The sequence below is a fragment of the Flavobacterium sp. CSZ genome, from assembly GCF_015350725.1.
Classification (GTDB): Bacteria; Bacteroidota; Bacteroidia; order Flavobacteriales; family Flavobacteriaceae; genus Flavobacterium.
On sequence record NZ_JADKPQ010000002.1, the window covers coordinates 192,376 to 213,492 of the forward strand.

Annotated in this window: 21 protein-coding genes and 1 tRNA gene; 14 read left to right on the forward strand and 8 right to left on the reverse strand. The window is 33.9% G+C overall.

The genetic code is table 11. The features are described from left to right. Positions 1 to 139 precede the first annotated feature (139 nt). The gene (locus IRZ78_RS03010; protein WP_194615121.1) at positions 140 to 706 is read left to right on the forward strand and encodes a hypothetical protein; all 567 of its coding nucleotides are present in this window, start codon (positions 140 to 142) and stop codon (positions 704 to 706) included. A 2-nt stretch (positions 707 to 708) separates the two neighbouring features. On the opposite strand, the gene IRZ78_RS03015 is transcribed toward IRZ78_RS03010, so the two are convergent. Then, positions 709 to 1,104: a hypothetical protein gene (locus IRZ78_RS03015; RefSeq protein ID WP_194615122.1), complete on the reverse strand. Its 396-nt coding sequence runs from the start codon at positions 1,102 to 1,104 to the stop codon at positions 709 to 711. Next, positions 1,091 to 1,675 carry a sigma-70 family RNA polymerase sigma factor gene (locus IRZ78_RS03020; RefSeq protein WP_194615123.1) on the reverse strand — a complete coding sequence of 195 codons (585 nt, stop codon included), beginning with the start codon at positions 1,673 to 1,675 and terminating at the stop codon, positions 1,091 to 1,093. The genes IRZ78_RS03015 and IRZ78_RS03020 overlap by 14 nt, the downstream gene beginning before the upstream one ends. A gap of 454 nt (positions 1,676 to 2,129) precedes the next feature. Between IRZ78_RS03020 and IRZ78_RS03025 the strand changes: the two genes are divergently transcribed. Next, a complete protein-coding gene (locus IRZ78_RS03025; protein WP_194615124.1) occupies positions 2,130 to 2,477 on the forward strand; it encodes a DUF6249 domain-containing protein in 348 nt (115 codons plus the stop codon). A gap of 55 nt (positions 2,478 to 2,532) precedes the next feature. Here the strand turns inward: IRZ78_RS03025 and rnhA are convergent, their stop codons facing one another. Next, on the reverse strand, positions 2,533 to 3,009 hold the full coding sequence (gene rnhA / locus IRZ78_RS03030) for a ribonuclease HI (RefSeq protein WP_194615125.1): 477 nt from the start codon (positions 3,007 to 3,009) through the stop codon (positions 2,533 to 2,535). A 144-nt stretch (positions 3,010 to 3,153) separates the two neighbouring features. Continuing rightward, on the reverse strand, positions 3,154 to 3,717 hold the full coding sequence (gene purN, locus IRZ78_RS03035) for a phosphoribosylglycinamide formyltransferase (RefSeq protein WP_194615126.1): 564 nt from the start codon (positions 3,715 to 3,717) through the stop codon (positions 3,154 to 3,156). A gap of 175 nt (positions 3,718 to 3,892) precedes the next feature. Between purN and IRZ78_RS03040 the strand changes: the two genes are divergently transcribed. The 7 genes from IRZ78_RS03040 (at position 3,893) to IRZ78_RS03070 (ending at position 10,607) form a co-directional block, all read left to right on the forward strand. Then, positions 3,893 to 4,129, forward strand: coding sequence for an acyl carrier protein (locus tag IRZ78_RS03040; RefSeq protein WP_007137004.1), 237 nt, complete (start codon positions 3,893 to 3,895; stop codon positions 4,127 to 4,129). A gap of 243 nt (positions 4,130 to 4,372) precedes the next feature. Further along, positions 4,373 to 5,626, forward strand: coding sequence for a beta-ketoacyl-ACP synthase II (fabF, locus tag IRZ78_RS03045; RefSeq protein ID WP_194615127.1), 1,254 nt, complete (start codon positions 4,373 to 4,375; stop codon positions 5,624 to 5,626). Positions 5,627 to 5,635: 9 nt separating this feature from the next. Beyond that, positions 5,636 to 6,376 carry a ribonuclease III gene (gene rnc / locus IRZ78_RS03050; protein ID WP_194615128.1) on the forward strand — a complete coding sequence of 247 codons (741 nt, stop codon included), beginning with the start codon at positions 5,636 to 5,638 and terminating at the stop codon, positions 6,374 to 6,376. Between the two features lie 125 nt (positions 6,377 to 6,501). Further along, positions 6,502 to 6,990 (forward strand): IPExxxVDY family protein, encoded by a 489-nt coding sequence (locus IRZ78_RS03055; RefSeq protein WP_194615129.1) that lies wholly within the window; start codon positions 6,502 to 6,504, stop codon positions 6,988 to 6,990. A 5-nt stretch (positions 6,991 to 6,995) separates the two neighbouring features. Beyond that, positions 6,996 to 8,426: a pyruvate kinase gene (gene pyk / locus IRZ78_RS03060; RefSeq protein ID WP_194615130.1), complete on the forward strand. Its 1,431-nt coding sequence runs from the start codon at positions 6,996 to 6,998 to the stop codon at positions 8,424 to 8,426. A 618-nt stretch (positions 8,427 to 9,044) separates the two neighbouring features. Next, positions 9,045 to 9,251: a hypothetical protein gene (locus IRZ78_RS26060; RefSeq protein WP_228520343.1), complete on the forward strand. Its 207-nt coding sequence runs from the start codon at positions 9,045 to 9,047 to the stop codon at positions 9,249 to 9,251. A 300-nt stretch (positions 9,252 to 9,551) separates the two neighbouring features. Then, on the forward strand, positions 9,552 to 10,607 hold the full coding sequence (locus tag IRZ78_RS03070) for a glycoside hydrolase family 130 protein (RefSeq protein WP_194615131.1): 1,056 nt from the start codon (positions 9,552 to 9,554) through the stop codon (positions 10,605 to 10,607). A 42-nt stretch (positions 10,608 to 10,649) separates the two neighbouring features. Here IRZ78_RS03070 and IRZ78_RS03075 read toward each other — a convergent pair whose 3' ends face one another. Next, positions 10,650 to 11,510: a type II CAAX endopeptidase family protein gene (locus IRZ78_RS03075; protein ID WP_194615132.1), complete on the reverse strand. Its 861-nt coding sequence runs from the start codon at positions 11,508 to 11,510 to the stop codon at positions 10,650 to 10,652. Between the two features lie 79 nt (positions 11,511 to 11,589). Next, on the reverse strand, positions 11,590 to 12,387 hold the full coding sequence (locus IRZ78_RS03080; RefSeq protein ID WP_194615133.1) for a response regulator transcription factor: 798 nt from the start codon (positions 12,385 to 12,387) through the stop codon (positions 11,590 to 11,592). Between the two features lie 243 nt (positions 12,388 to 12,630). On the opposite strand from IRZ78_RS03080, the gene IRZ78_RS03085 reads away from it, so the two are divergent. Continuing rightward, a complete protein-coding gene (locus tag IRZ78_RS03085) occupies positions 12,631 to 13,827 on the forward strand; it encodes a C1 family peptidase (protein ID WP_194615134.1) in 1,197 nt (398 codons plus the stop codon). 200 nt (positions 13,828 to 14,027) lie between these two features. Continuing rightward, complete coding sequence (locus IRZ78_RS03090) at positions 14,028 to 14,735, forward strand: hypothetical protein (protein WP_194615135.1); 708 nt, start codon at positions 14,028 to 14,030, stop codon at positions 14,733 to 14,735. A 175-nt stretch (positions 14,736 to 14,910) separates the two neighbouring features. On the opposite strand, the gene IRZ78_RS03095 is transcribed toward IRZ78_RS03090, so the two are convergent. Further along, positions 14,911 to 14,984 (reverse strand) — tRNA-Asn (locus IRZ78_RS03095). Between the two features lie 86 nt (positions 14,985 to 15,070). Further along, positions 15,071 to 16,411, reverse strand: coding sequence for an RIP metalloprotease RseP (gene rseP, locus IRZ78_RS03100; protein ID WP_194615136.1), 1,341 nt, complete (start codon positions 16,409 to 16,411; stop codon positions 15,071 to 15,073). 758 nt (positions 16,412 to 17,169) lie between these two features. Between rseP and IRZ78_RS03105 the strand changes: the two genes are divergently transcribed. The 3 genes from IRZ78_RS03105 (at position 17,170) to IRZ78_RS03115 (ending at position 21,063) form a co-directional block, all read left to right on the forward strand. Next, positions 17,170 to 18,243, forward strand: a complete 1,074-nt coding sequence (locus IRZ78_RS03105) for an NADH:flavin oxidoreductase/NADH oxidase (protein ID WP_194615137.1) — start codon at positions 17,170 to 17,172, stop codon at positions 18,241 to 18,243. 188 nt (positions 18,244 to 18,431) lie between these two features. Then, on the forward strand, positions 18,432 to 19,472 hold the full coding sequence (locus tag IRZ78_RS03110; RefSeq protein WP_194615138.1) for a Gfo/Idh/MocA family oxidoreductase: 1,041 nt from the start codon (positions 18,432 to 18,434) through the stop codon (positions 19,470 to 19,472). Positions 19,473 to 19,839: 367 nt separating this feature from the next. Continuing rightward, positions 19,840 to 21,063 carry an MFS transporter gene (locus IRZ78_RS03115; protein WP_194615139.1) on the forward strand — a complete coding sequence of 408 codons (1,224 nt, stop codon included), beginning with the start codon at positions 19,840 to 19,842 and terminating at the stop codon, positions 21,061 to 21,063. Positions 21,064 to 21,117 lie beyond the last annotated feature (54 nt).

Sequence of the window (21,117 nt, forward strand, 5' to 3'; positions counted from 1 at the left end):
AACTATTGTAAATGAATGAATTAAATTTGATTCCTCTGAGTGCTTAAAATATGTTTTTTGGATTTAAAATACAATATTTATTTTTGAAAAAAAGAGTTGAAGATTTTAGTTAGATTTGTTTAAATATCAAATTTCATTCATGAAGAAAATTATAATCTTATTAATGCTGTTTTGTTTTTTGATTTCCTGTGAAAGAAAAGAACCGAATTTTTCTGAAGAAATGATAGAGAAGTTGGCTCTTGGAGATAATGAAAAAAACGGATTCCCTATATTTATTCCTTACGGATTTTCAGATTTATATTTTAGGACAAATCATAATGAAATTTTTATGACAACTGAGAATTATCTCTATGCGTCTTACAAGTTGTACTATTCAAAAAAATATAAATCTTTCAAAATGTTTTTAGAAACTTTTCTTAATGACGATTTTGTATTTGACGAAAAGTCTCCGCTAATTCTTGAACAGAAATTTAAATTAGATTCAAAAATAGAAAAAGAATATTGTGATTTAGGATTTAATAAATTTCTGAAAAAATATTCAAAATCATCAAAAAGAAAAAATGAAATTGAACTCAATAAATCAAATTTAAAAACTGATGAATATTTTACAATAAAGTATTTGTTTTATCTTAATAAATATGATGTAAGTTCCGATTGTTTAATTGGAATAGATTATCTCAGAAAAAGAGAAGATTCTTTCAAATAATTCTACAACTCATACTTCTTATCAAAATAATTCTTCAAAACCCCAATCTGAATTAATACCATAAACGGAACTACCAATAAAGCGTAAAGTACATTCGTAGAAAAATGAATTCCGGAAAATAGGGCAGAAGCTTTATCAGAATAGGTTTTGGCTATTTCGAAATTAGAAATGTCGTTATTGTAGTAAATAGCATAAGCCGTCAAAGCAACTAAACTGACACCAATAAATATCCAGGTTGTTTTAGAAATTAAAGGTTTGTAGGCTTTGATTTTGCTTTTTTCAGTCACTAAAACCTGAGACATTATTTTTGAAGTAAAGTCAAAAGATGGCGATTCCAAAGTGTTTTCGCTCATCATTCTCTCAATCAGATTTTCTATTTCTTTATCATTTTCTTTCATAACATTCTATTATTTCTGGTTCTAATTGCTTTTTCAAAATTACAGCTAATTTTTGTCGGCTTCTAAATAATTTTACCTTGACATTATTAGTGTTAATGTTCATGACTTTTCCTATTTCTTCTAAACTCTGATCTTCAAAATAAAATAAAGTTAGCAGGAAATTCTCTTCACTCGGTAATAAATTCAAACAATTCTGAATGGTTTGCTTTCGTTCTTTATCTTCTAAAGCGCTCAAAGCATTATCCATCGTTTTTATTAAATGAGCCGAAAATTCATCTATCGATATATTGTTGTCTTCTTTTTTATTTTTTTTCAAACGATCTAAACACGTATTATAAGCAATCTTATAAATCCAGGTCGAAAATTTAGAATCTCCTTTAAACTTTACCAAAGAACTGTAAGCTTTAATAAAAGTGTCTTGTGCAACCTCTTCGGCTTCTTCTCTGTTTTTAATCATTTTAAGAGCCAATGTAAAGATCATATCTTTATAACGATCCACCAGCACGGCAAACGCATTCGCGTCGCCCTGTATAATTTTATCGATATAATGTTGATCGCTTATTGTGCTCATATTAGGTAAGACGACACGTTCTGTGTTTAGGTTACAAGAATTTTGAAAAAAAATAAATTACAATATTTTTAAAAATCCAAATTCCAACTTCGGAAGAAGAAGAAATGTATAGTTTAAATTTTAATCTATATGTGTATAGAACTTTGTCAAAGTTTTAAACTTTGACAAAGTTTAATCCCAATATTCATCTCGACGAAGGAGAGATCACACAAGTAATTCCACAAAGAAAGTTACCAATCGTTGTCGAGTTTCGCGTGTGATCTCTCTTTCGTCGAGATAACAAACGAGAAGAAAATATTGTTATGAAAATAATTACAAACTCAAAATTAACTCATAATCAGCAAGTTTTGGAATTTGGAATTTAAAATTTGGAATTTATTTTAAATTTCTTGTAACCTCAATTCAAAACATGTCGTCATATGGGTATCAATCAATTATAAAAACATAAAAAATTATGGGAGCACAAATTTTAGTACCAATCAGTCTTTTCTTAATGATCTTCGGAATCGTCTATCTTATTTATTCAACAAGAAACAGAGAACGTTTAGCGCTTATAGAAAAAGGAGTCGATGCAAGTATCTTTTTAAAAGGAAGAACGAATGGAGTTCCGGCCTGGAAAATCCTTATTTTAAATACAGCTTTTCTTTTAATAGGTATTGGACTTGGATTTTTTATTGCTTTATTTCTTTCAACTTACACACAAATGAATTCAGATGTAGTGTATCCGGCAACAATCATCACGATGTCAGGAGTAGGTTTGCTGGTAGGATTTCACAGAGCTAAAGACTTAGATAAAGAATAAAAAAGTTGTAATAAAAAGAAGAACGCGCCAGAAGAAATGTTTCTGACGCGTTTTTTTATGATTTAGAACCAATGGTTTCGTAATAAGCATCTACCGAAAGGTTTTTTTGCATCGATGCCATTACGGCCAATTCGTCGCAGCGTTCGTTTTGTGGGTGATTGTTATGGCCTTTGATCCATTTAAAATCGACCTGATGTTTGCGGTAAATGATTAAAAAACGTTTCCATAAATCAGGGTTTTTTTTGCCGGTATAGTTTTTTTTCTCCCAGCCAAAAACCCATTTTTTTACAACAGAATCAATCACGTATTTAGAATCTGAAACTACCAAAACCTTCATATTAGGGTTTTTTAGTTTTTCCAGCCCTACAATTACCGCCAAAAGTTCCATTCGGTTATTAGTTGTCAAACGGAAACCTTCGTAGAATTCTTTTTTATATGGCGTTCCCACCAGTTCCATCACTACGCCATATCCTCCGTTTCCGGGATTTCCTTTCGCAGCGCCATCAGTATATATATGCACTTCGTGATTCATTGTTATTTTTTTTCACCATATAAGTTATATAAGTTCATTTAAATAATGCAGCTTATATTTCTTTGTCAAGTATTAAAAGAGTTAATTAGAGTCCAATTTATATCTTCTTATATGACTTATATGTTTTGATTTTTTTTTGAAAGTTTAATCCTCTAATAGTCTCGAAATAATTTCCGGGAAATACTTTTGTTCCAGTTTGTGAATCTTTTCGGCCACAGTTTCAGGGGTATCTTCTTCTGTTAGTGCTACATTTTTCTGGAAAATGATACCACCTTCGTCATAATGTTCGTTTACATAATGAATCGAAATTCCGGTTTCTTTTTCCTTATTATTTACTATAGCTCTGTGTATATGCATGCCGTACATTCCTTTACCTCCATAATTAGGTAAAAGCGCCGGATGTATGTTGATTATTTTATTAGGATATTTCTCGACTATATGATCTGGGAATTTCAATAAAAAACCTGCCAGAACTATCATATCCGGGTCGATTTCTTGTATTTTTTGTAAGAGGTTACTTTCTAATAATTCACTTTTTGAGAAAATTTCGGTCGGAATTTGATGATTTTTTGCTCTTTCGATGACTTTTGCCGCAGCATTATTCGTAAAAACCGAAACGACTTTCGCAATTTTGGTTTTTGCAAAATATTTTATGATGTTTTCAGCATTAGTTCCTGATCCTGAGGCAAAAACAATAATTTTTTTCATAATCGAATGTAATTTTAGAATGCAAAAAACGGAATAAAAATCGAAAATAAATAGTATTAAAAGGGCTTTCTTGAAATTAATTTTATAAATTAGTGTTACATTTATAAACTAAATCGTGGTTTTAAAATAAAGTTTTTTATTTTTGCCAACAAATTAAATTCTAAAATTAAAGATTATGTCAGACATTGCATCAAGAGTAAAAGCGATTATCGTAGACAAATTAGGTGTTGACGAAAACGAAGTTGTAACAGAAGCAAGCTTCACTAATGATTTGGGAGCTGACTCATTAGACACTGTTGAGCTTATTATGGAATTCGAAAAAGAATTTGATATTCAAATTCCAGACGATCAAGCAGAAAACATTGCTACTGTTGGTCAAGCTATTTCTTATATCGAAGAAGCTAAAAAATAATAATACTGCACCCGAATTTTTTTAAAATTCCAAATTTGAATACCCAGATTCCAAAATTGGGATTTGTTTTTTAAAAAATTGGAATTTTAAGAAAATCGGGTGTTATTATTTTTTTAAAATTTAAATTTCGATTGGTTTTCAATCAAAAAGATATATTTATATTGTAATGCCCATGGCTCTTAAGTAAACAATACAGTTAAGAAAGCGTGGGTTTTATTTGTTTAAAGTACAAAATACATATTTATGACGTTAAAGCGAGTTGTTGTAACAGGATTAGGTGCTCTTACTCCGATCGGGAATAATATTCAGGATTATTGGGAGGCACTTGTGAATGGAGTTAGCGGAGCCGCTCCTATCACGTATTATGATACAGAGAAGCATAAAACGAAATTTGCCTGTGAAGTAAAAAACTTCAATATTGAAGATTACATGGATCGCAAGGAATCTCGAAGATTAGATAAATTCGCTCAATATGCTGTTGCTGCAAGTGATGAAGCTATTAAAGATGCCGGACTTACTAATGATAATATCGACAAAACAAGAGTGGGTGTTATTTGGGGAGCTGGAATTGGTGGTTTAGAGACTTTTCAGGATGAAGTTATTTATTATGCAAAAGGAGACGGAACACCAAAATTCAATCCGTTTTTTATTCCTAAAATGATTGCCGATATTGCTCCAGCACACATTTCGATGCGTAATGGCTATATGGGACCAAATTATACTACTGTTTCTGCATGTGCATCTTCTGCAAATGCATTAATCGATGCTTTTAACTACATTCGTTTAGGAATGTGTGATGTAATTGTATCAGGTGGTTCAGAAGCTGCCATTACTATTGCAGGTATGGGAGGTTTTAACTCTATGCACGCTTTGTCTACTAGAAACGAAAGTCCGGAAACGGCTTCAAGACCTTTTGATGCGACTAGAGATGGTTTTGTTTTAGGAGAAGGAGCAGGAGCTTTGGTTCTTGAAGAATACGAGCATGCTAAAGCCAGAGGTGCAAAAATTTATTGCGAAATTGGCGGAGGCGGAATGTCATCAGATGCTTACCACTTAACTGCACCACATCCGGAAGGAATTGGAGTTATTGCAGTAATGAAAAATACATTAAGAGATGCTGGAATGAACCCTGAAGATGTTGATCATATCAACACTCACGGAACTTCTACTCCATTAGGAGATGTTGCCGAATTGAAAGCGATCAGCGCTGTTTTTGGCGATCATGCAAAAAACATCAACATCAACTCTACCAAATCTATGACAGGACACCTATTGGGTGCTGCAGGAGCTATTGAAGCTATTGCATCTATCCTGGCTATGAAATATGGTATTGTGCCTCCAACTATCAATCATACGGTAGTAGATGAAAATATTGATCCGTCATTGAATCTTACCTTAAACAAACCTCAAAAAAGAGAAGTAAATGTTGCTATGAGTAACACTTTTGGTTTTGGTGGACACAATGCTTGCGTATTGTTTAAAAAATTAGTTGACTAATTTCTGTATATGAATTTTATCAAAAAAATATTTTCTAAATCCCGTTCTCTAGAAGACGGGATTTTTTTTGACACTATTCAGAAAATACTTGGTTTTGAGCCTGCTACAATCGATTTTTATAAGAAAGCTTTCACACACAGGTCTTCGAATAAACTAGACGAATCAGGACATCCAATAAATTATGAGCGATTAGAGTTTTTAGGAGATGCTATGTTAAGTGCCGTAATTGCAGCACATTTATTTAATAAAGCACCAAATGGCGACGAAGGTTATCTGACTAAAATGCGATCAAAGATTGTGAGTCGTGAGCATTTGAATGAGCTTGGTAAAGATTTAAATTTAGTTCGTTTTGTAGAAAGCAAAGTGCCCATTCAGCATTTTGGAGAAAATATTCATGGTAATATTTTCGAATCACTTGTAGGTGCCATTTATCTGGATAAAGGATATTCGTTTTGCGAAAAATTTATTCAAAAACGAGTTGTTGCTCCTTACGTTGATATTGCACGACTTGAAGGCAAAGTAATTAGTTATAAAAGTTTGGTTATCGAATGGTGTCAGAAAGAAAAGAGAGTCTTTCATTACGACATTTTTGAGGATAACGGTATTGACGGTCAGCGCTTATTTGGCGTTAAATTAAGTATAGACGATAAAGTAATCGCACGAGCGCGGGCAACTTCAAAAAAGAAAGCAGAAGAGAAAGCATCACAAAGAGCTTATTTTGCATTTCAGGAAAAAATAGACAAGAAATAGCTACAATTTTAGTGTAACTATCTTAAAGCTATAACGTTTTCGTTTATAAATTAATAAAAACAAGCACATCTTAACTATTTAAGCTCCGCTAGAAATAGTATATTTACACCTTGATTTTTCATGACATGGCTATTCATAGATTGGATTTAGACGAATTTGACGAAATTGATTATTATTTAATGGCAATTCATACTTCATTAGAAGATTATAGATTGGCCTATTTTATCAATAAAAACCTTCCGATAAACTTAAGTAAGAGCAAAAACGAGATCCATGCTCAGACTAAAGAAGGCGAGGCAAATTTTTCGAGATTCTTTTATTATGATGCTGAGAAAACAGTTTCATGGAATTTAATTCAGAATAAAAATGAAATCATTTCAACGAGTAGAAATGATTCCCAGGATTTGTTTTCCAATGAAACAAGTGAGGTTTCAACAACAATTCATTTACTTCCTGAATTCAAAAAAGTAGATTTTTTCCTGAAAATAGAGAATAGCGAAGAGGCTCTCGATTTTTCAGAAATTCAACAACAATTAAATACCATCGAGAGTATTGCAGCTATTTATGCTGTAGATACTGATAAAATAAAATCAAAAAACAATCTAATTTTTTAAAAAAAATGTTAACAAACAAAAAAACCAAAATTGTCGCTACACTTGGTCCTGCATGTGGTACGAGAGAGATCATCAAAGATATGATCGATGCAGGGGTTAATGTGTTTAGAGTTAATTTTTCGCATGCTGATTACGAAGGTGTAAAAGAGAAAATTGATATTATTAGAGGTCTAAACGAAGAGTTTGGTTATACAACTGCGATCCTTGGAGATTTGCAGGGACCAAAACTGAGAGTTGGGGTAATGGAGGAAGGAACTGTTGTTCACGATGGTGATTTAATCACTTTTACAACAGCAGAAGATATTTTAGGAACAGCTTCAAAAGTGTTCATGAAATACCAAAATTTTCCAAATGATGTGAATCCGGGAGAGCGTATTTTGCTTGATGACGGTAAATTGATTTTCGAAATTATTTCTACTGATAAAAAGACAGAAGTTGTTGCTAAAGTAATTCAGGGTGGAGAATTAAAATCTAAAAAAGGAGTTAATCTTCCAAACACTAAAATTTCTTTACCGGCTTTAACTGAAAAAGATATTGCTGATGCTATTTTTGCTATCGAGCAAAAAGTAGACTGGATCGCACTTTCGTTTGTAAAAACACCTCGCGATTTACAAGACTTACAAGAATTGATCGCGAAACATTCAGAATATAAAATTCCGATTGTAGCTAAAATTGAAATGCCGGAGGCTCTTGAGAACATGGATAAAATTGTAGCATATTGCGACGCTTTAATGGTGGCTCGTGGAGATTTAGGAGTTGAACTTCCTGCACACGAAGTACCATTGGTTCAAAAAGATTTGATCCGCAGAGCAAAAATTGCTAGAATTCCCGTTATCGTTGCTACACAAATGATGGAGACAATGATTACAAGTCTTACACCAACAAGAGCAGAAGTAAACGACGTTGCAAACTCTGTAATGGATGGAGCTGATGCTGTAATGTTGTCTGGAGAAACTGCTACAGGAAATTATCCAGTACAAGTTATTCAAAGAATGACACAAATTTGTGAAGCTGTAGAGGATTCTCCGCTAATTCAGGTTCCACAAAATACCCCACAAATTAAAACAAAACGTTTTGTTACTAAAACAGTTTGTCATCAGGCAGCTTTATTGGCTAACGAAATCAAAGCAAAAGCAATTTGTACATTAACAAATAGCGGATATACTGCTTTCCAAGTTTCGGCTTGGAGACCATCTGCACACATTTTGGTATTTACTTCAAACAGAAGAATCTTAACTCAATTGAATTTATTATGGGGAGTAAAATCATACTTCTATGATAAAGACGTAAGTACAGATGATACTGTAACTGATGTAAATAAAATTGCTGTTGAAAAAGGATACGCTACAAAAGGTGATTATTTAATTAATCTTGCCGCTATGCCAATTAAAGATAAAGGAATGGTGAATACCATGAGAGTTTCTGAAATAGAGTAATCTTTATTTTATAATATTAAAAAGCCATTCAATCGAATGGCTTTTTTTTGCTTTAAACTTTTTTGCTTTTTTAGCTCTATAAAGACTTGTGATAAAATTCATGAGTCTTTTTTTATTTGTATTTATGTTTTAATAAAATTTATTTTGAAAGACTAATGCTCAAAAAATATCCTAGATGTTTTTTGAGCTGTTTTGCCATTTTATAATTCTTCTTCAAATATTGATAAAAAACTATATTCAAATAAAAAGTGTTGTTCTAATGCTTTTTGTTTACCCAGATAAAATACCAAACCTGATTTACTAATTCAATGGTTTTAGGTTGTGAATTTTATAAAATGAAACAATTTCAGGCCGTATAAATGCTATTCTTAGATTTTTTATTGGCTAATTTGCATTAGCTTGTTTTTCAGTAACACAGGTACAGAATACAAAAGAGCCCAATGTTCTTATAATTTGGGGAGATGATATTGGTATCTACGGCTGCAGTCCGACTTTTTTTGGTCGGATAAAGCAATAGGCAGTGATTACCAGGCCTGGCGAATAAATTTATCTGCAATAGTTTATTATCCTCTAGCTAAAAAATTAATTGGAGGACTCAGGATCGAAGGAGAACAGGTATTGGGAAGTCCGGCTTTTTATCTTCGTCCGGGAATTAACCTAAGAGGAATTCCTGCCGCCCGATATCAGGGTAAAGCCAGTATTGTTACCGAAGGCGAATTGAGATGGGATTTGTACAGAAGATGGAGTCTTATGGGATATGGAGGAGTTGCAAGTGCTTTTAACGATTGGGATAAAGCTTTTGCCAAACAGATAGTTTACAGTTAAGGAGCAGGTTTTAGATATTTACTGGCCCGAAAATTCAAACTTCGTATGGGAGTTGATGTTGCAAAAGGTAATGAGGAGTGGGCTTATTATGTAGTGTTTGGCAGCAATTGGTTACGATAATTAGAATTTCAATTAGTTAGTTTATATAGACAAAGTCTCAATAGGTATTAACTGTTGAGACTTTTTGTTTGTAATAATTTCATACAATAAAAGCTTTATGGTTTAGGTTTTAAATAAATTATATCCTTAACTAAAAAAATAGAGTTACCTTTTAACTACAATAATCTAGAAAGCATAGATATGAAAGATATAGCAAAACGTTTTAAAGAAAATCCTTTATTATCGGCATCTGATATACCGGCAAGCCGAGAAGGATTAGAAATTACCTGCCTACTAAATCCCGGAGTATTTCAGTTTGAGAATAAAATCTGGCTGGTGGTAAGAGTTGCCGAAAGACCGCAGCAAAAAGAAAATGTGATTTCTTTCCCGATATTAACAGAAAAAGGCGCTATTAAAATCATTGAAATAGCAAAAGATGATCCCGATTTAATAGCCACTGATGCCAGAGTGATCAATTACAAAGGAGTCGATTATTTGACCACATTATCGCATTTGAGATTATTATGCAGCGAAGACGGGCATCATTTTTATGAACCTGAAAATTATCCCCATCTCGTTGGCGAAGGAGTTCTGGAAACTTTTGGGATAGAAGATTGTCGGGTTGCTTTGATCGAAGTAACGTATTATTTAACCTTTACGGCTGTATCAGACAACGGTGTTGGAGTGGTTTTAAGAACGACCACAGACTGGAAAAATTTTAAAAAACACGGTATGATATTGCCGGCACACAATAAAGACTGTGCCATTTTCGAAGAAAAAATAAACGGTTTGTTTTATGCTTTACACCGTCCGAGCAGCGTAGATATTGGCGGTAATTATATCTGGCTGGCATCATCTCCTGATGGTATTCATTGGGGAAATCATAAGTGCATTATTAAAACAAGAAAAGGATTCTGGGATAGCAAAAGGGTTGGGGCAGGAGCTGCTCCTATAAAAACAGACAAAGGCTGGCTAGAGATTTATCATGGCGCCAATGAAAATCATCAATACTGTTTAGGAGCTTTTTTAATGGATCCCGAAGATCCTTCAAAAATAATTGCCAGAACCCACGAACCTATTATGGTACCGACTACAGATTATGAATTAAGCGGTTTTTTTGGAAATGTAGTATTTACAAATGGTCATATCATTGAACCTGATGGCAATACCATAACGATTTATTACGGGGCTTCTGATGAATTTGTTTGTGGTGCGCAATTTTCAATAAAAGATATTTTTTTACTGCTGAAAATCTAATGCTTTATAAAAAGGGCGAAGTAAATCTCCCGATTGGTTCATTTATTTCTTCCAATACGGTTTAATGATTTTGTTTTCCTTGCGGCTCAAAATCAATAATATTAGGGTTCCTAAAGCACAAAAAGCAATTGCCTGTATCGATCCTTCGGGACCAAATGCTCCACCGGTAATAAATTCCGGACCTTGTATTTTGGCTTCTAACAAACTCTTTGTTTTTTCGTTTCCGGAAGTGATCGCGCCAAAAATCCCTGATTGGGTAAAATTCCACGCAAAATGTAAAGCAATTGGCATCCATAAACTACGGCTGTAAATAAAAGCAGCACCCATCAAAAAACCTGCGGTAGTAATACATATTCCCGAAATTAAACTACTGTGAGGATTTGCCAGATGCAAAGCACCAAATAGTAGCGACGAAATGGTCAAAGCAATATAGCTCCCCAGTTTTTCTTCCATAATTCTAAATATAATGCCTCGTACCAATATTTCTTCAATAATGGCCACGGTAAACATAAGGGCAAACGGAATCAGGATAAACGAAACGGGGTTGATGTTGATAACGCTGTAACTTCCGTTAAGGTAAATTACTAAAATAGTAAGCGATTGCAGCATAAAACCAATTGAAGTACCAATGATTAGATTTTTTGCAAGACCTTTTGAAGCAAACTCGGTTACGGTTCTTTTGTCATATTTTTTAAAGAAAAGGATATAATTAAAAACGCACGATGCCGAAACAAAAAGACCTTTGAGAAGATTTCGGTAGTCTTTATCGAGAGAAGTTAAACCAAGTAATTTTACCGCAATTTGCTGACCAATTATAACAACCGCTATAAAAGTAAGTAAGGCAAGGATAATTTTGGTTATAGGAGAATTAAAAGTTCTTTGTTTTAAAGTAAGCGTTTCCATTTGATTGTGTTTTTATGATTTATGATGAAGCAAATGTAAATCGCGCCAAAACCAAAAAATAGAATGAAATTTGCCTCCCTTATAATTTTTGAAATTGTTTGGGTAAAAATCCCGTTTGATTTTTGAAGGTTCTTATAAAATGACTTTGATCTGCAAATCCGCATTGAAAACTAATTTCGGTCAAATTAGTTTGGTTAGATTCTATTAGCGAAAGCGAACGGTCTATTTTTATGCGGCGCATATATTCACCTAAAGTACAGCCAAAATATTTAGGGAAATGCTTGGATATCGTGATAGGATTTAAGTTTAAAACCTGAGCCAGATCCTGCAAGTTTGGATTTTCGTTCCAGCAATCATTCAGTAATTCGTTTAAACTCTTTACCCAAAACGGACTTTTTTCGTATTTTTCCAAATGCGTGTTAGCATTCGATAATTGTGCAAATAACATGTTGATCGTATCGCCGGAAAAAGGATCAGCCACCATCGATTCTTTAAAAATCTTCAGAATCAAAAATTTGGTAAACGCAGTATTCCGGATCGATTTTTCGATAATGGCTTCAGAGATTTGAAGTTCTTTCAGCAGGTTTTCTTCTATTTCGATATTGATGTTTTTAGAAGGGAAAAGAGTATCCTGATTAAGATGTAATTCGTCGCTGTGGTAAAATAATAACGAACCCGGACCCACAACCGTAGTGGAGTTTTTTCGTTTTTCGGCCGTTCCGCCTTTCAGGAATAGCGTAATGTGTGCATTATTATGTGAATGCCATCCTTCGTAAACCTTTTGCTGATACTCCGTTTCGACAACTGCAATGCCTTGCTTGTTGTTGAAGCTATTTTTGGTATTACCCAAATATTTTTCTTTTTCGAGTTCGAACATTTTTCAGGATTGTGAGTGGTATTTACACCAGCCAAATTACTACATATTTGCTAAAAGTAAAAATCATTTGTTTTTGATTCTGTTTGAGTTACGGTTTTGCATATTTTGTAAGAGATTATAGCTTAATAAAAATATTTTGTAAATATTAACGGTTAAACCTTAGCTTTTTTGTATAAAATTTAATTGTTTTGTAACAAAAAATAAATTACCACAACTAATTTATTAAATCATTAAATAAATATTATGAATACATTTTCATTCAAATCAGTACTTGCTGCTTCGGTTTTTTTTGTTGGAGCAACCGGCTGTTTTGCACAAGACATTTTAGTGAATTCACTAAAACTGAATGCAAGCGAAAAAAGTAAAGAAAACTTTAAATTCACTGACGTAATCAATTTAGGAACTACTTCTGTAAAACTTCAGGGTTCTTCAGGAACATGTTGGAGTTATTCTACCAACTCTTTCTTAGAGTCAGAAATGATTCGTTTAGGAAAACAACCGGTAGAATTATCTCAGATTTACTCTGCAAGAAACGTTTATGTAGAAAAAGGGGTTAATTATGTACGTATGCACGGAGCTGTTACTTTAGGCGACGGTGGAGCATTACACGATGTAATTAATATGTATAAAAAATACGGAACTGTACCAAGAGAAGTTTACACAGGATTAAACTACGGAACTGATAAAAATAAATTTGGTGAAATGGCAGCGCTTATCGAAGGTGTTTTGACTGCTGTAGTTAAAAACCCTAACGGAGAATTAACGCCAAACTGGAAAAAAGCTTACACTGCAGTTATCGATTCTTATTTAGGAACTGTACCAGAAAATTTCGCCTACAAAGGAAAAAACTATACGCCACAAACTTTTGCAAAAGAAGTAGTAGGAATTAATCCTGACGAGTATGTAGAAATATCTTCGTTTACAACATCTCCGTATTACCAAAAAACAACGATGATGGTACCGGACAACTGGTCATTTGACCAGGTGTACAACGTAAAAGTAAACGACATGACCGATGTTATCGACAATGCTTTGAAAAAAGGATACACGGTAGCCTGGGCAACAGATGTAAGCGAGAAAAGCTTTAGCTGGAAAAACGGTGTAGCTTATGTGTCAACAAAGAAATTTGATGATATGACTGCCGAAGAAAAAGCAGACATGTTCAACGGACCAAAAGCTGAACCGGAAATTACTCCAGAAATGCGTCAGGCTGCGTTTGATAACTACACTACAACAGATGATCACGGAATGCACATTATAGGTATTGCAAAAGACCAGACCGGAAAAGAATATTACATCGTAAAAAATTCATGGGGAGCAACAAACGACTACAAAGGATACTTGTTTGTGACTAAAAACTTTGTGAAATATAAAACAACCGCTTTGTTACTAAACAAAGGCGGAATTCCAACTGAAATTGCTAAGAAGTTAGGGGTTTAAGTTTATTCCAGATTTTATAATATTAAAAAAGCGCTACAATTAGATTGTGGCGCTTTTTTTGTTGAAATATTGGAAACTAAACTTATATATTGCGTTTAAACGTTTTTTATGGGATTTTATAGGTTTTATAATATAATGAAATAAAATATTAACTATCTTTATATCAGTTATTTATATTGAATGAATAATCTCAAACCATCATGAAAACTTATGGAATACTTTTTATAGTAATTGTGTTTAATTTTTCTTTTAGCTGTTTCGGGCAAAGCAAAGATAATGCTGCCGCCATTACAGCAATTGAGAATGCAACCGTGCGTTCTGATAATTCCTCTAAAGAAAATTTGGTAATTGTAGGCTATTATGTAGAGGAGACCATTAATATGACTTTTGGGAAAAGAATTACCAAATATGAAGTTTCAAAATTAGGCATGGTCAATACTTATGACCTCGGGCCCAATAATACCAGAGTGGTCACTGCAATATATAGAAAACCCAAAGTAAAAAAAGTTGATGTAGCCTTACAGTCGAAAACCTTTATTGATAGCAGCGCTACAGATATCCCGCCAATCAAAGTCGAAGTAATCGCTCCAACCGAAGATCCAAAATATGTAACGATTGATGTAGTCGACACCTATGCGAAAGTTTTAGGCAAAGGCTACAAATCCATAGAGATGCTGACAAAAGTGGCAGACAGGGCGTATTTTGATGGTGATTTGGCTACAGCAGCCAAATACTACGAAGAACTGTTTATTATGAAAACAGATTTAGATGCCATGTATTATTATCGTTACGCAGAATCTCTAAAAGGTATCAATCAAATGGGCAAAGCAAATGAAGCGATGCTATTGTTTGAAAGTAAAAATACTAGCAACAATGTAGTAAAACATAATAAATTGGTGAGGAACTAGAGGTTAATTTTTGAAAAGAATTATGATCATAGGTGTTTGAACATAGCCCACGGTTTCAATTTTTACTGCTCCTCAGGTTTTAGTGTTGATCGCGTTTGATCCACTATAAATTACAGGGGTTCGCAAAGTGTAGGAATGAAAAAAGCCACTCTTTCGAATGGCTTTTCCAATGAAGCTCCCCCTCTTGGGCTCGAACCAAGGACCCTCTGATTAACAGTCAGATGCTCTAACCAACTGAGCTAAGGAGGAAGTTGTTGCTCTTTTTAGCGAGTGCAAATATAGATCATTTTTTAGATTCTCAAAAACATTTTTGCACTTTTTATATATTTTTTTTTCTACTTGACAATCGCCTTATAAATATCGTTTCCGTTAGCGAACAAAAGTAGTGTTATAAGTAGAACGAAACCAACGATTTGGGCATTTTCAAGGAATTTATCGCTCGGTTTTCGGCCACTAATTATTTCGTATAATAAAAACATAACATGACCACCATCAAGAGCCGGAATTGGCAATAAATTCATAACTCCAAGCATAATCGACAATAAAGCGGTGATCGACCAGAAAGTTTCCCAGCTCCAAGTGCTAGGGAAAATGTTAAAAATTGCCGCAAAACCACCTACTTGTTTGTATGCTTTTGTTTCAGGGTTAAAAATCATTTTAAGCTGTTTTCCGTAACTTACTAATTGATCTTTCCCTTTTGTTAACCCAACCGGAATTGATTCAAAGAAACTATAGTTTTTAGTGCTTACTTTATAGTAGCCTAATTTTTCTAAAGATTCGATATTTAATCCGCCAACACCAACACCTAATTTTCCCTCTTTAGAAACTTTAACCGTAACGGGTACTTGTTTCAAGTCACGTAAAACAACGGCAGGAATTGTTTTTCCTTTATTGCTCTCTAAAATCGTTTTAACCTGATCGTAATATCTTGCATCCTGACCATTTAGAGTCACAATTAAATCTTTTGGTTGTAAGGATGTATTTCCTGATTCCGGAGTAACGCTTGCTATTGCAAAAGGAATTCTCATTCCAACAAGCAATCCTTTTTCATATTTTGATAATTGATCGGCAAAATCATTCGGAATATTGATCGTTTCTTGCTTTCCGGCTCTTTCGATCAAAACTTGCTTCGCCAGGATAATATTCATGTTTAACTCTTTGTCAAAATTTTCGACTTTTTTGCCGTCAATCGAAATGATTTTGTCTCCGGTTCTAAAACCAGCTTTAATCATCGCTGGATTTTCGATCAAAACACCATCTTTTAAATCAGCATTTGCAACATACATATCGCCATAAGCAAACGCCATACCTATATATATAATAAATGCCAGAATAAAGTTTACTGTAACTCCTCCCAACATAATAATCAAACGTTGCCATGCCGGTTTAGAACGAAATTCCCAAGGCTGAGGTGGCAAAGCCATTTGGTCTTTGTCCATACTTTCGTCGATCATTCCGGAGATTTTTACATAACCTCCAAGTGGTAACCAACCAATTCCGTATTCGGTTTCGCCAATTTTCTTTTTTAATAGAGAATATTTAACATCAAAAAATAAGTAAAATTTTTCGACTCTTGTTTTAAATAATTTTGCAGGGATAAAATGCCCTAATTCGTGAAGAATAATAAGTAAAGATAAACTCAATAGAAATTGAGAGAGTTTGATAACTATATCCATTTTGTATTTTTAGTTCGTAATTTAACGCACAAAAGTAACGTTTTCTGATTTAATTTAGACCGCAAGATAACACTTAAGGTTTTAAATTCTTGTTAATAATTGTTGCATACTTTATAAATTAAGAAATGCTCATTTTGTTTCTCTTTATTAGTAACTCATTTTTAATTAATGTTACAATTGTCTTATTATGAAATATTAAAATTATTATATTGCGTATTATTTTTCTTTCAATAAAAATTTCTGGTTAAAATAATGCCGGAGTTCATTTCTACTAATCTACTAATAAATAATTAAATATGAAAAAATACATTTTTGAAGGCACGCAGGAAAACAGAATGTCGATGGTAATTTATTTAATAATAATTTATGGTTTTTCTTTATATTTCCTAGGAAAGATCGTAGGTAAAGCACTTTTTTATTTTAGCCATTACTAGAAAATAATGCAAACTAAAAACAACTACTATATAATTATTAGTGCGGCAATTTTAATGTTTTTTACTATTTATACATTTTAAAAAGGAATTCTTTTGGGGCAGGCTTTGGTGCATTAGAAGGTCTTAAAATTAAATATTAAACTAAAATTAAACTGCTCTTTATATTTAAAGTAAGTTGCTTAAACTTACTTTGAGTAAATGTTTGCTTTAAATGTTTGTTAATTAATAAACATTTAGATTTCTCTTTTTACCAAGATGCCGTAACTTTACTTTTTAAACTTTATCATACTCAATTGATATTGTAAAACCATTAAAAGTTACAACATGGCTTCATTATTATTTTCTCCACTTACTATAAAAAAAATCACTTTAAAAAATAGAATCGTTATTTCGCCAATGTGTCAATATTCAGCAATTGACGGATTTGCAAAAGATTGGCATTTAGTTCACTTAGGTAGTCGTGCCAGTGGCGGAGTAGGACTGATTATTCAGGAAGCAACAGCAGTTTCTCCCGAAGCCAGAATTTCTCCATCTGACTTAGGAATTTGGAAAGACGAACATATCGAGAAACTAAAAACAATCAACGCATTTATAGTTTCTCAAAATTCGATTCCCGGAATTCAATTGGCACATGCTGGACGAAAAGCGAGTGTTTCGGCTCCTTGGGAAGGCAATAAAAAATTAGATTTCGATCAGGGCGGATGGCAAACAGTTTCTGCGAGCGCGATTCCATATCATGATGGAGAACCATTTCTTCCTGAAGCTTTAGACCAAAACGGAATCCAGAAAGTAATTTCAGATTTTAAAGCTGCGACAAAAAGAGCGGTTCAGGCTGGTTATCAGGTAATGGAAGTTCACGGAGCGCACGGTTATTTATTGCACCAGTTTTTATCTCCTTTAACGAATGTGAGAACTGATCAATATGGAGGAAGTTTCGAAAACAGAATCCGTTTTACCTTAGAGATTGTAGCAGCTGTACAATCAGAATGGCCATCAGATTTGCCTTTATTCGTTAGAATTTCAGCGACAGACTGGGCAGAAGGAGGATGGAATCCCGAAGAATCAGTAAAACTTTCTAAAATCTTAAAAGAAAAAGGAGTAGATTTAATTGATGTTTCATCAGGCGGATTGGTATCACACCAAAAAATTGAATTAAAACCGGGTTATCAGGTTCAGTTTGCAGAAAAAGTAAAGAAAGAAGCAGCTGTTTTAACTGGAGCCGTAGGTTTAATTACCGAAGCACATCAAGCCGAAGCAATTCTGGAAAGCAATCAGGCCGATGTAGTTTTATTCGCCAGAGAATCCCTTAGAAATCCTAACTTACCTTTAGATTTCGCCAGAGAATTAAACGACGATATTCAATGGCCAAAACAATACGAACGCGCTAAGATTAAATAAAATTTATTGCCACAGATTGCACAGATTAGATTGATTTTAAAAAGAATGTTGCCACAAATTGCACTAATTCCCACTAATTTATTAAGTTTTTAAACGCGACGATTTGTGAAAATTAGTGCAATTCGTGGCAAAAAAAATAATTTTAATCAAATTAATCTGTGGTAGAAAAAAACTAAATACCATACAGAATGCAAAAAATAAAAACAGCACTATTATCATACGGAATGTCAGGAAAAGTCTTTCATGCTCCGTTTTTAAATATTCACCCCGGATTTGAACTTTTAGGATCTTGGGAAAGAAGCAAAAAACTCATTCAGGAAGATTATCCAACAGTAAAAAGCTATCCTTCGATAGACGATTTATTAGCAGACGATGTCGATTTGGTAATTGTAAATACACCGGTTGGAACCCATTTCGAATATGCTAAAAAAGTTTTATTGGCAGGAAAACACGCTGTTGTCGAAAAAGCATTTACAACAACAGTTGCCGAAGCCGAAGAATTGGCTGCAATCGCCAAAGAAAAGGGACTGAAATTGGCCGTTTTCCAAAACAGAAGATGGGATAGTGATTTTAAAACCGTTCAAAAAGTAATCAAAGAAGGAGTTTTGGGAGATTTGGTCGAAGCCGAATTTCATTTTGACAGATACAATCCTTTGCTAAGTGCCAAAGCACATAAAGAAACCGTAAACGATGGAGCAGGAATCCTGAAAGATTTAGGCCCGCATTTAATCGATCAGGCCGTTTGTTTATTTGGTTCACCAAAATCAGTTTTTGGAGATATTCGCTATACCAGAGAAAATTCGTTGGTCGATGACTGGATCGATTTATTGTTGATTTATGAAGATTTCAGAGTACGACTAAAAGCAAGTTTCTTTGTTAGAGAAGCCAATCCTGCGTATACCATTCACGGTAAAGAAGGATCTTTTCTTAAACCAAGAGGAGATGTTCAGGAAGATGAATTAAAATTGGGTAAAAAACCAAACTTAGAATCCTGGGGAACAGAATCTGAAACACTACAAGGATTATTGCATAATGAAGTTGACGGAAAAAAAATACGTGAAAAGATCCCAACACTTCAGGGGAATTATTTCTCCTTTTTTGATGGTGTTTATGAATCAATTGCAAATAACAAAACAGAACCCGTTACAGCACAAGATGGTGTAAAAGTGATGCAAATTATAGAAGCAGCAATCGCAAGTCATGCACAGCAAAAGGTAATTAATTTGTAGATAAAATTAGCCCACAGGTTTTACGGATTTTACGGATTGACGTAGATTTTTTATTAATCCTTTTAATCTGTGAAATCTGTGGCAAAAAAATAAAATGACCTTGTTGTTTGAAACTTAAGACACACTGCATTGCACCACTACAGAAAACCTAAAAAAAATCTTTGAAAACCCGTTTGATCTGTAAAATCTGTGGGCAAAAATCCGGACTACTCTACGTCCCTATAAAAAACCTTTGTCCCTTTGCACCTCTGCCCCTTTATAAAAATTTATAAACATACAACGTTATAAATTCACGAACTAGTAGGGTTTTATAGTCTATAAAGTAGCTTTTTAGTACTTTTATGCTAGAATCCAAAAATATATCACTTTGATCAGTTTCAATCCATTATCGTTATTCCAAACCAAAGGAAAAATCAAGAAAGTTTACAGAGAAGCAAAAGCCTCTTATTTAAACCGCATTCGTTTTGCTGTGGGAATGTTTTATTTTGGGATGGGATTAAGTTTTGCAACCTGGGCAAGTAGAATTCCTGACATAAAAACCGCTTTACATTTAACCGAAGGTGATTTGGGTTCGATTCTTTTTGCTCTGCCAATGGGTCAGTTGATCATCATGCCTTTTTCGGGAAAAATGGTGACTAAGTTTGGTAGTCATCGAATATTGGTTTTCTCATTAATAATGTATGTTTTGTGCCTGGCTAATTTAGGTTTGGCAACGTCAGCATTGCAATTATCATTAGGATTATTTCTATTTGGAATTTTTGGAAATCTAGCCAACATAGCCGTTAATACACAAGGCGTGTATACCGAAGTGCTTTTCAAAAAAACAATCATGTCCTCTTTTCACGGTATGTGGAGTTTTGCCGGATTCACCGGAGCTTTGGTAGGTTTAGGAATGTTGACTTTAAAACTCACACCATTTGATCATTTTTTGGTTGTGGGCGCAATTGTACTTTTAATGGTAGCCTTCAATTTTAAATTTTTGGTCAGAGCCAAAGAAAAAATAAAAAATAAAACAGCCGAAAAGAAAAAGCTATTTGTAAAACCCGACAGCTCTTTACTTTGGCTCGGCGTAATTGGCTTTTGCAGTATGGCCAGCGAAGGTGTAATGTTCGACTGGAGCGGAGTTTACTTTAAAGATATTGTACAAGCTCCGGGACCTTTGGTGATTTTAGGATATACTTCCTTCATGATCATGATGGCCAGCGGACGATTTTTAGGTGATGGTCTCATCAATAAATTTGGACGTGAACGCGTGATGCAAATTAGCGGCGTCATGATTTCTGTTGGACTTTTTACTGCAGTTTTTCTTCCTTATATTATTCCTTGTACCATTGCTTTTATGCTTGTTGGATTAGGAGTTGCTACCATTGTGCCTACCGTTTATAGTATGGCAGGAAAAAACCCAACCGTTCCTCCCGGAGAGGCCTTAACGATTGTTTCGAGCGTAAGTTTCTTAGGTTTCTTGATGGGACCTCCCGTAATTGGACATATCGCTCAGAATTTCGGACTTCAGTTTTCCTTTGCATTTATCGGAATCTTTGGTGTTCTGATCGCCTTTATGGTTTCTAAAATTAGAACTACTGAAGCATAATTTTTTCAGGAGCTAATCCCGCACCCGAGCCTGAAAGTGCGAACTGGCGAAGGA

Bases quoted from the DNA above. Each gene is read 5' to 3' on its own strand.
- IRZ78_RS03010 (WP_194615121.1), top strand. From the start codon at position 140: ATGAAGAAAATTATAATCTTATTAATGCTGTTTTGTTTTTTGATTTCC.
- IRZ78_RS03015 (WP_194615122.1), bottom strand. From the start codon at position 1,104: ATGAAAGAAAATGATAAAGAAATAGAAAATCTGATTGAGAGAATGATG.
- IRZ78_RS03020 (WP_194615123.1), bottom strand. From the start codon at position 1,675: ATGAGCACAATAAGCGATCAACATTATATCGATAAAATTATACAGGGC.
- IRZ78_RS03025 (WP_194615124.1), top strand. From the start codon at position 2,130: ATGGGAGCACAAATTTTAGTACCAATCAGTCTTTTCTTAATGATCTTC.
- rnhA (WP_194615125.1), bottom strand. From the start codon at position 3,009: ATGAATCACGAAGTGCATATATATACTGATGGCGCTGCGAAAGGAAAT.
- purN (WP_194615126.1), bottom strand. From the start codon at position 3,717: ATGAAAAAAATTATTGTTTTTGCCTCAGGATCAGGAACTAATGCTGAA.
- IRZ78_RS03040 (WP_007137004.1), top strand. From the start codon at position 3,893: ATGTCAGACATTGCATCAAGAGTAAAAGCGATTATCGTAGACAAATTA.
- fabF (WP_194615127.1), top strand. From the start codon at position 4,373: ATGACGTTAAAGCGAGTTGTTGTAACAGGATTAGGTGCTCTTACTCCG.
- rnc (WP_194615128.1), top strand. From the start codon at position 5,636: ATGAATTTTATCAAAAAAATATTTTCTAAATCCCGTTCTCTAGAAGAC.
- IRZ78_RS03055 (WP_194615129.1), top strand. From the start codon at position 6,502: ATGGCTATTCATAGATTGGATTTAGACGAATTTGACGAAATTGATTAT.
- pyk (WP_194615130.1), top strand. From the start codon at position 6,996: ATGTTAACAAACAAAAAAACCAAAATTGTCGCTACACTTGGTCCTGCA.
- IRZ78_RS03070 (WP_194615131.1), top strand. From the start codon at position 9,552: ATGAAAGATATAGCAAAACGTTTTAAAGAAAATCCTTTATTATCGGCA.
- IRZ78_RS03075 (WP_194615132.1), bottom strand. From the start codon at position 11,510: ATGGAAACGCTTACTTTAAAACAAAGAACTTTTAATTCTCCTATAACC.
- IRZ78_RS03080 (WP_194615133.1), bottom strand. From the start codon at position 12,387: ATGTTCGAACTCGAAAAAGAAAAATATTTGGGTAATACCAAAAATAGC.
- IRZ78_RS03085 (WP_194615134.1), top strand. From the start codon at position 12,631: ATGAATACATTTTCATTCAAATCAGTACTTGCTGCTTCGGTTTTTTTT.
- IRZ78_RS03090 (WP_194615135.1), top strand. From the start codon at position 14,028: ATGAAAACTTATGGAATACTTTTTATAGTAATTGTGTTTAATTTTTCT.
- rseP (WP_194615136.1), bottom strand. From the start codon at position 16,411: ATGGATATAGTTATCAAACTCTCTCAATTTCTATTGAGTTTATCTTTA.
- IRZ78_RS03105 (WP_194615137.1), top strand. From the start codon at position 17,170: ATGGCTTCATTATTATTTTCTCCACTTACTATAAAAAAAATCACTTTA.
- IRZ78_RS03110 (WP_194615138.1), top strand. From the start codon at position 18,432: ATGCAAAAAATAAAAACAGCACTATTATCATACGGAATGTCAGGAAAA.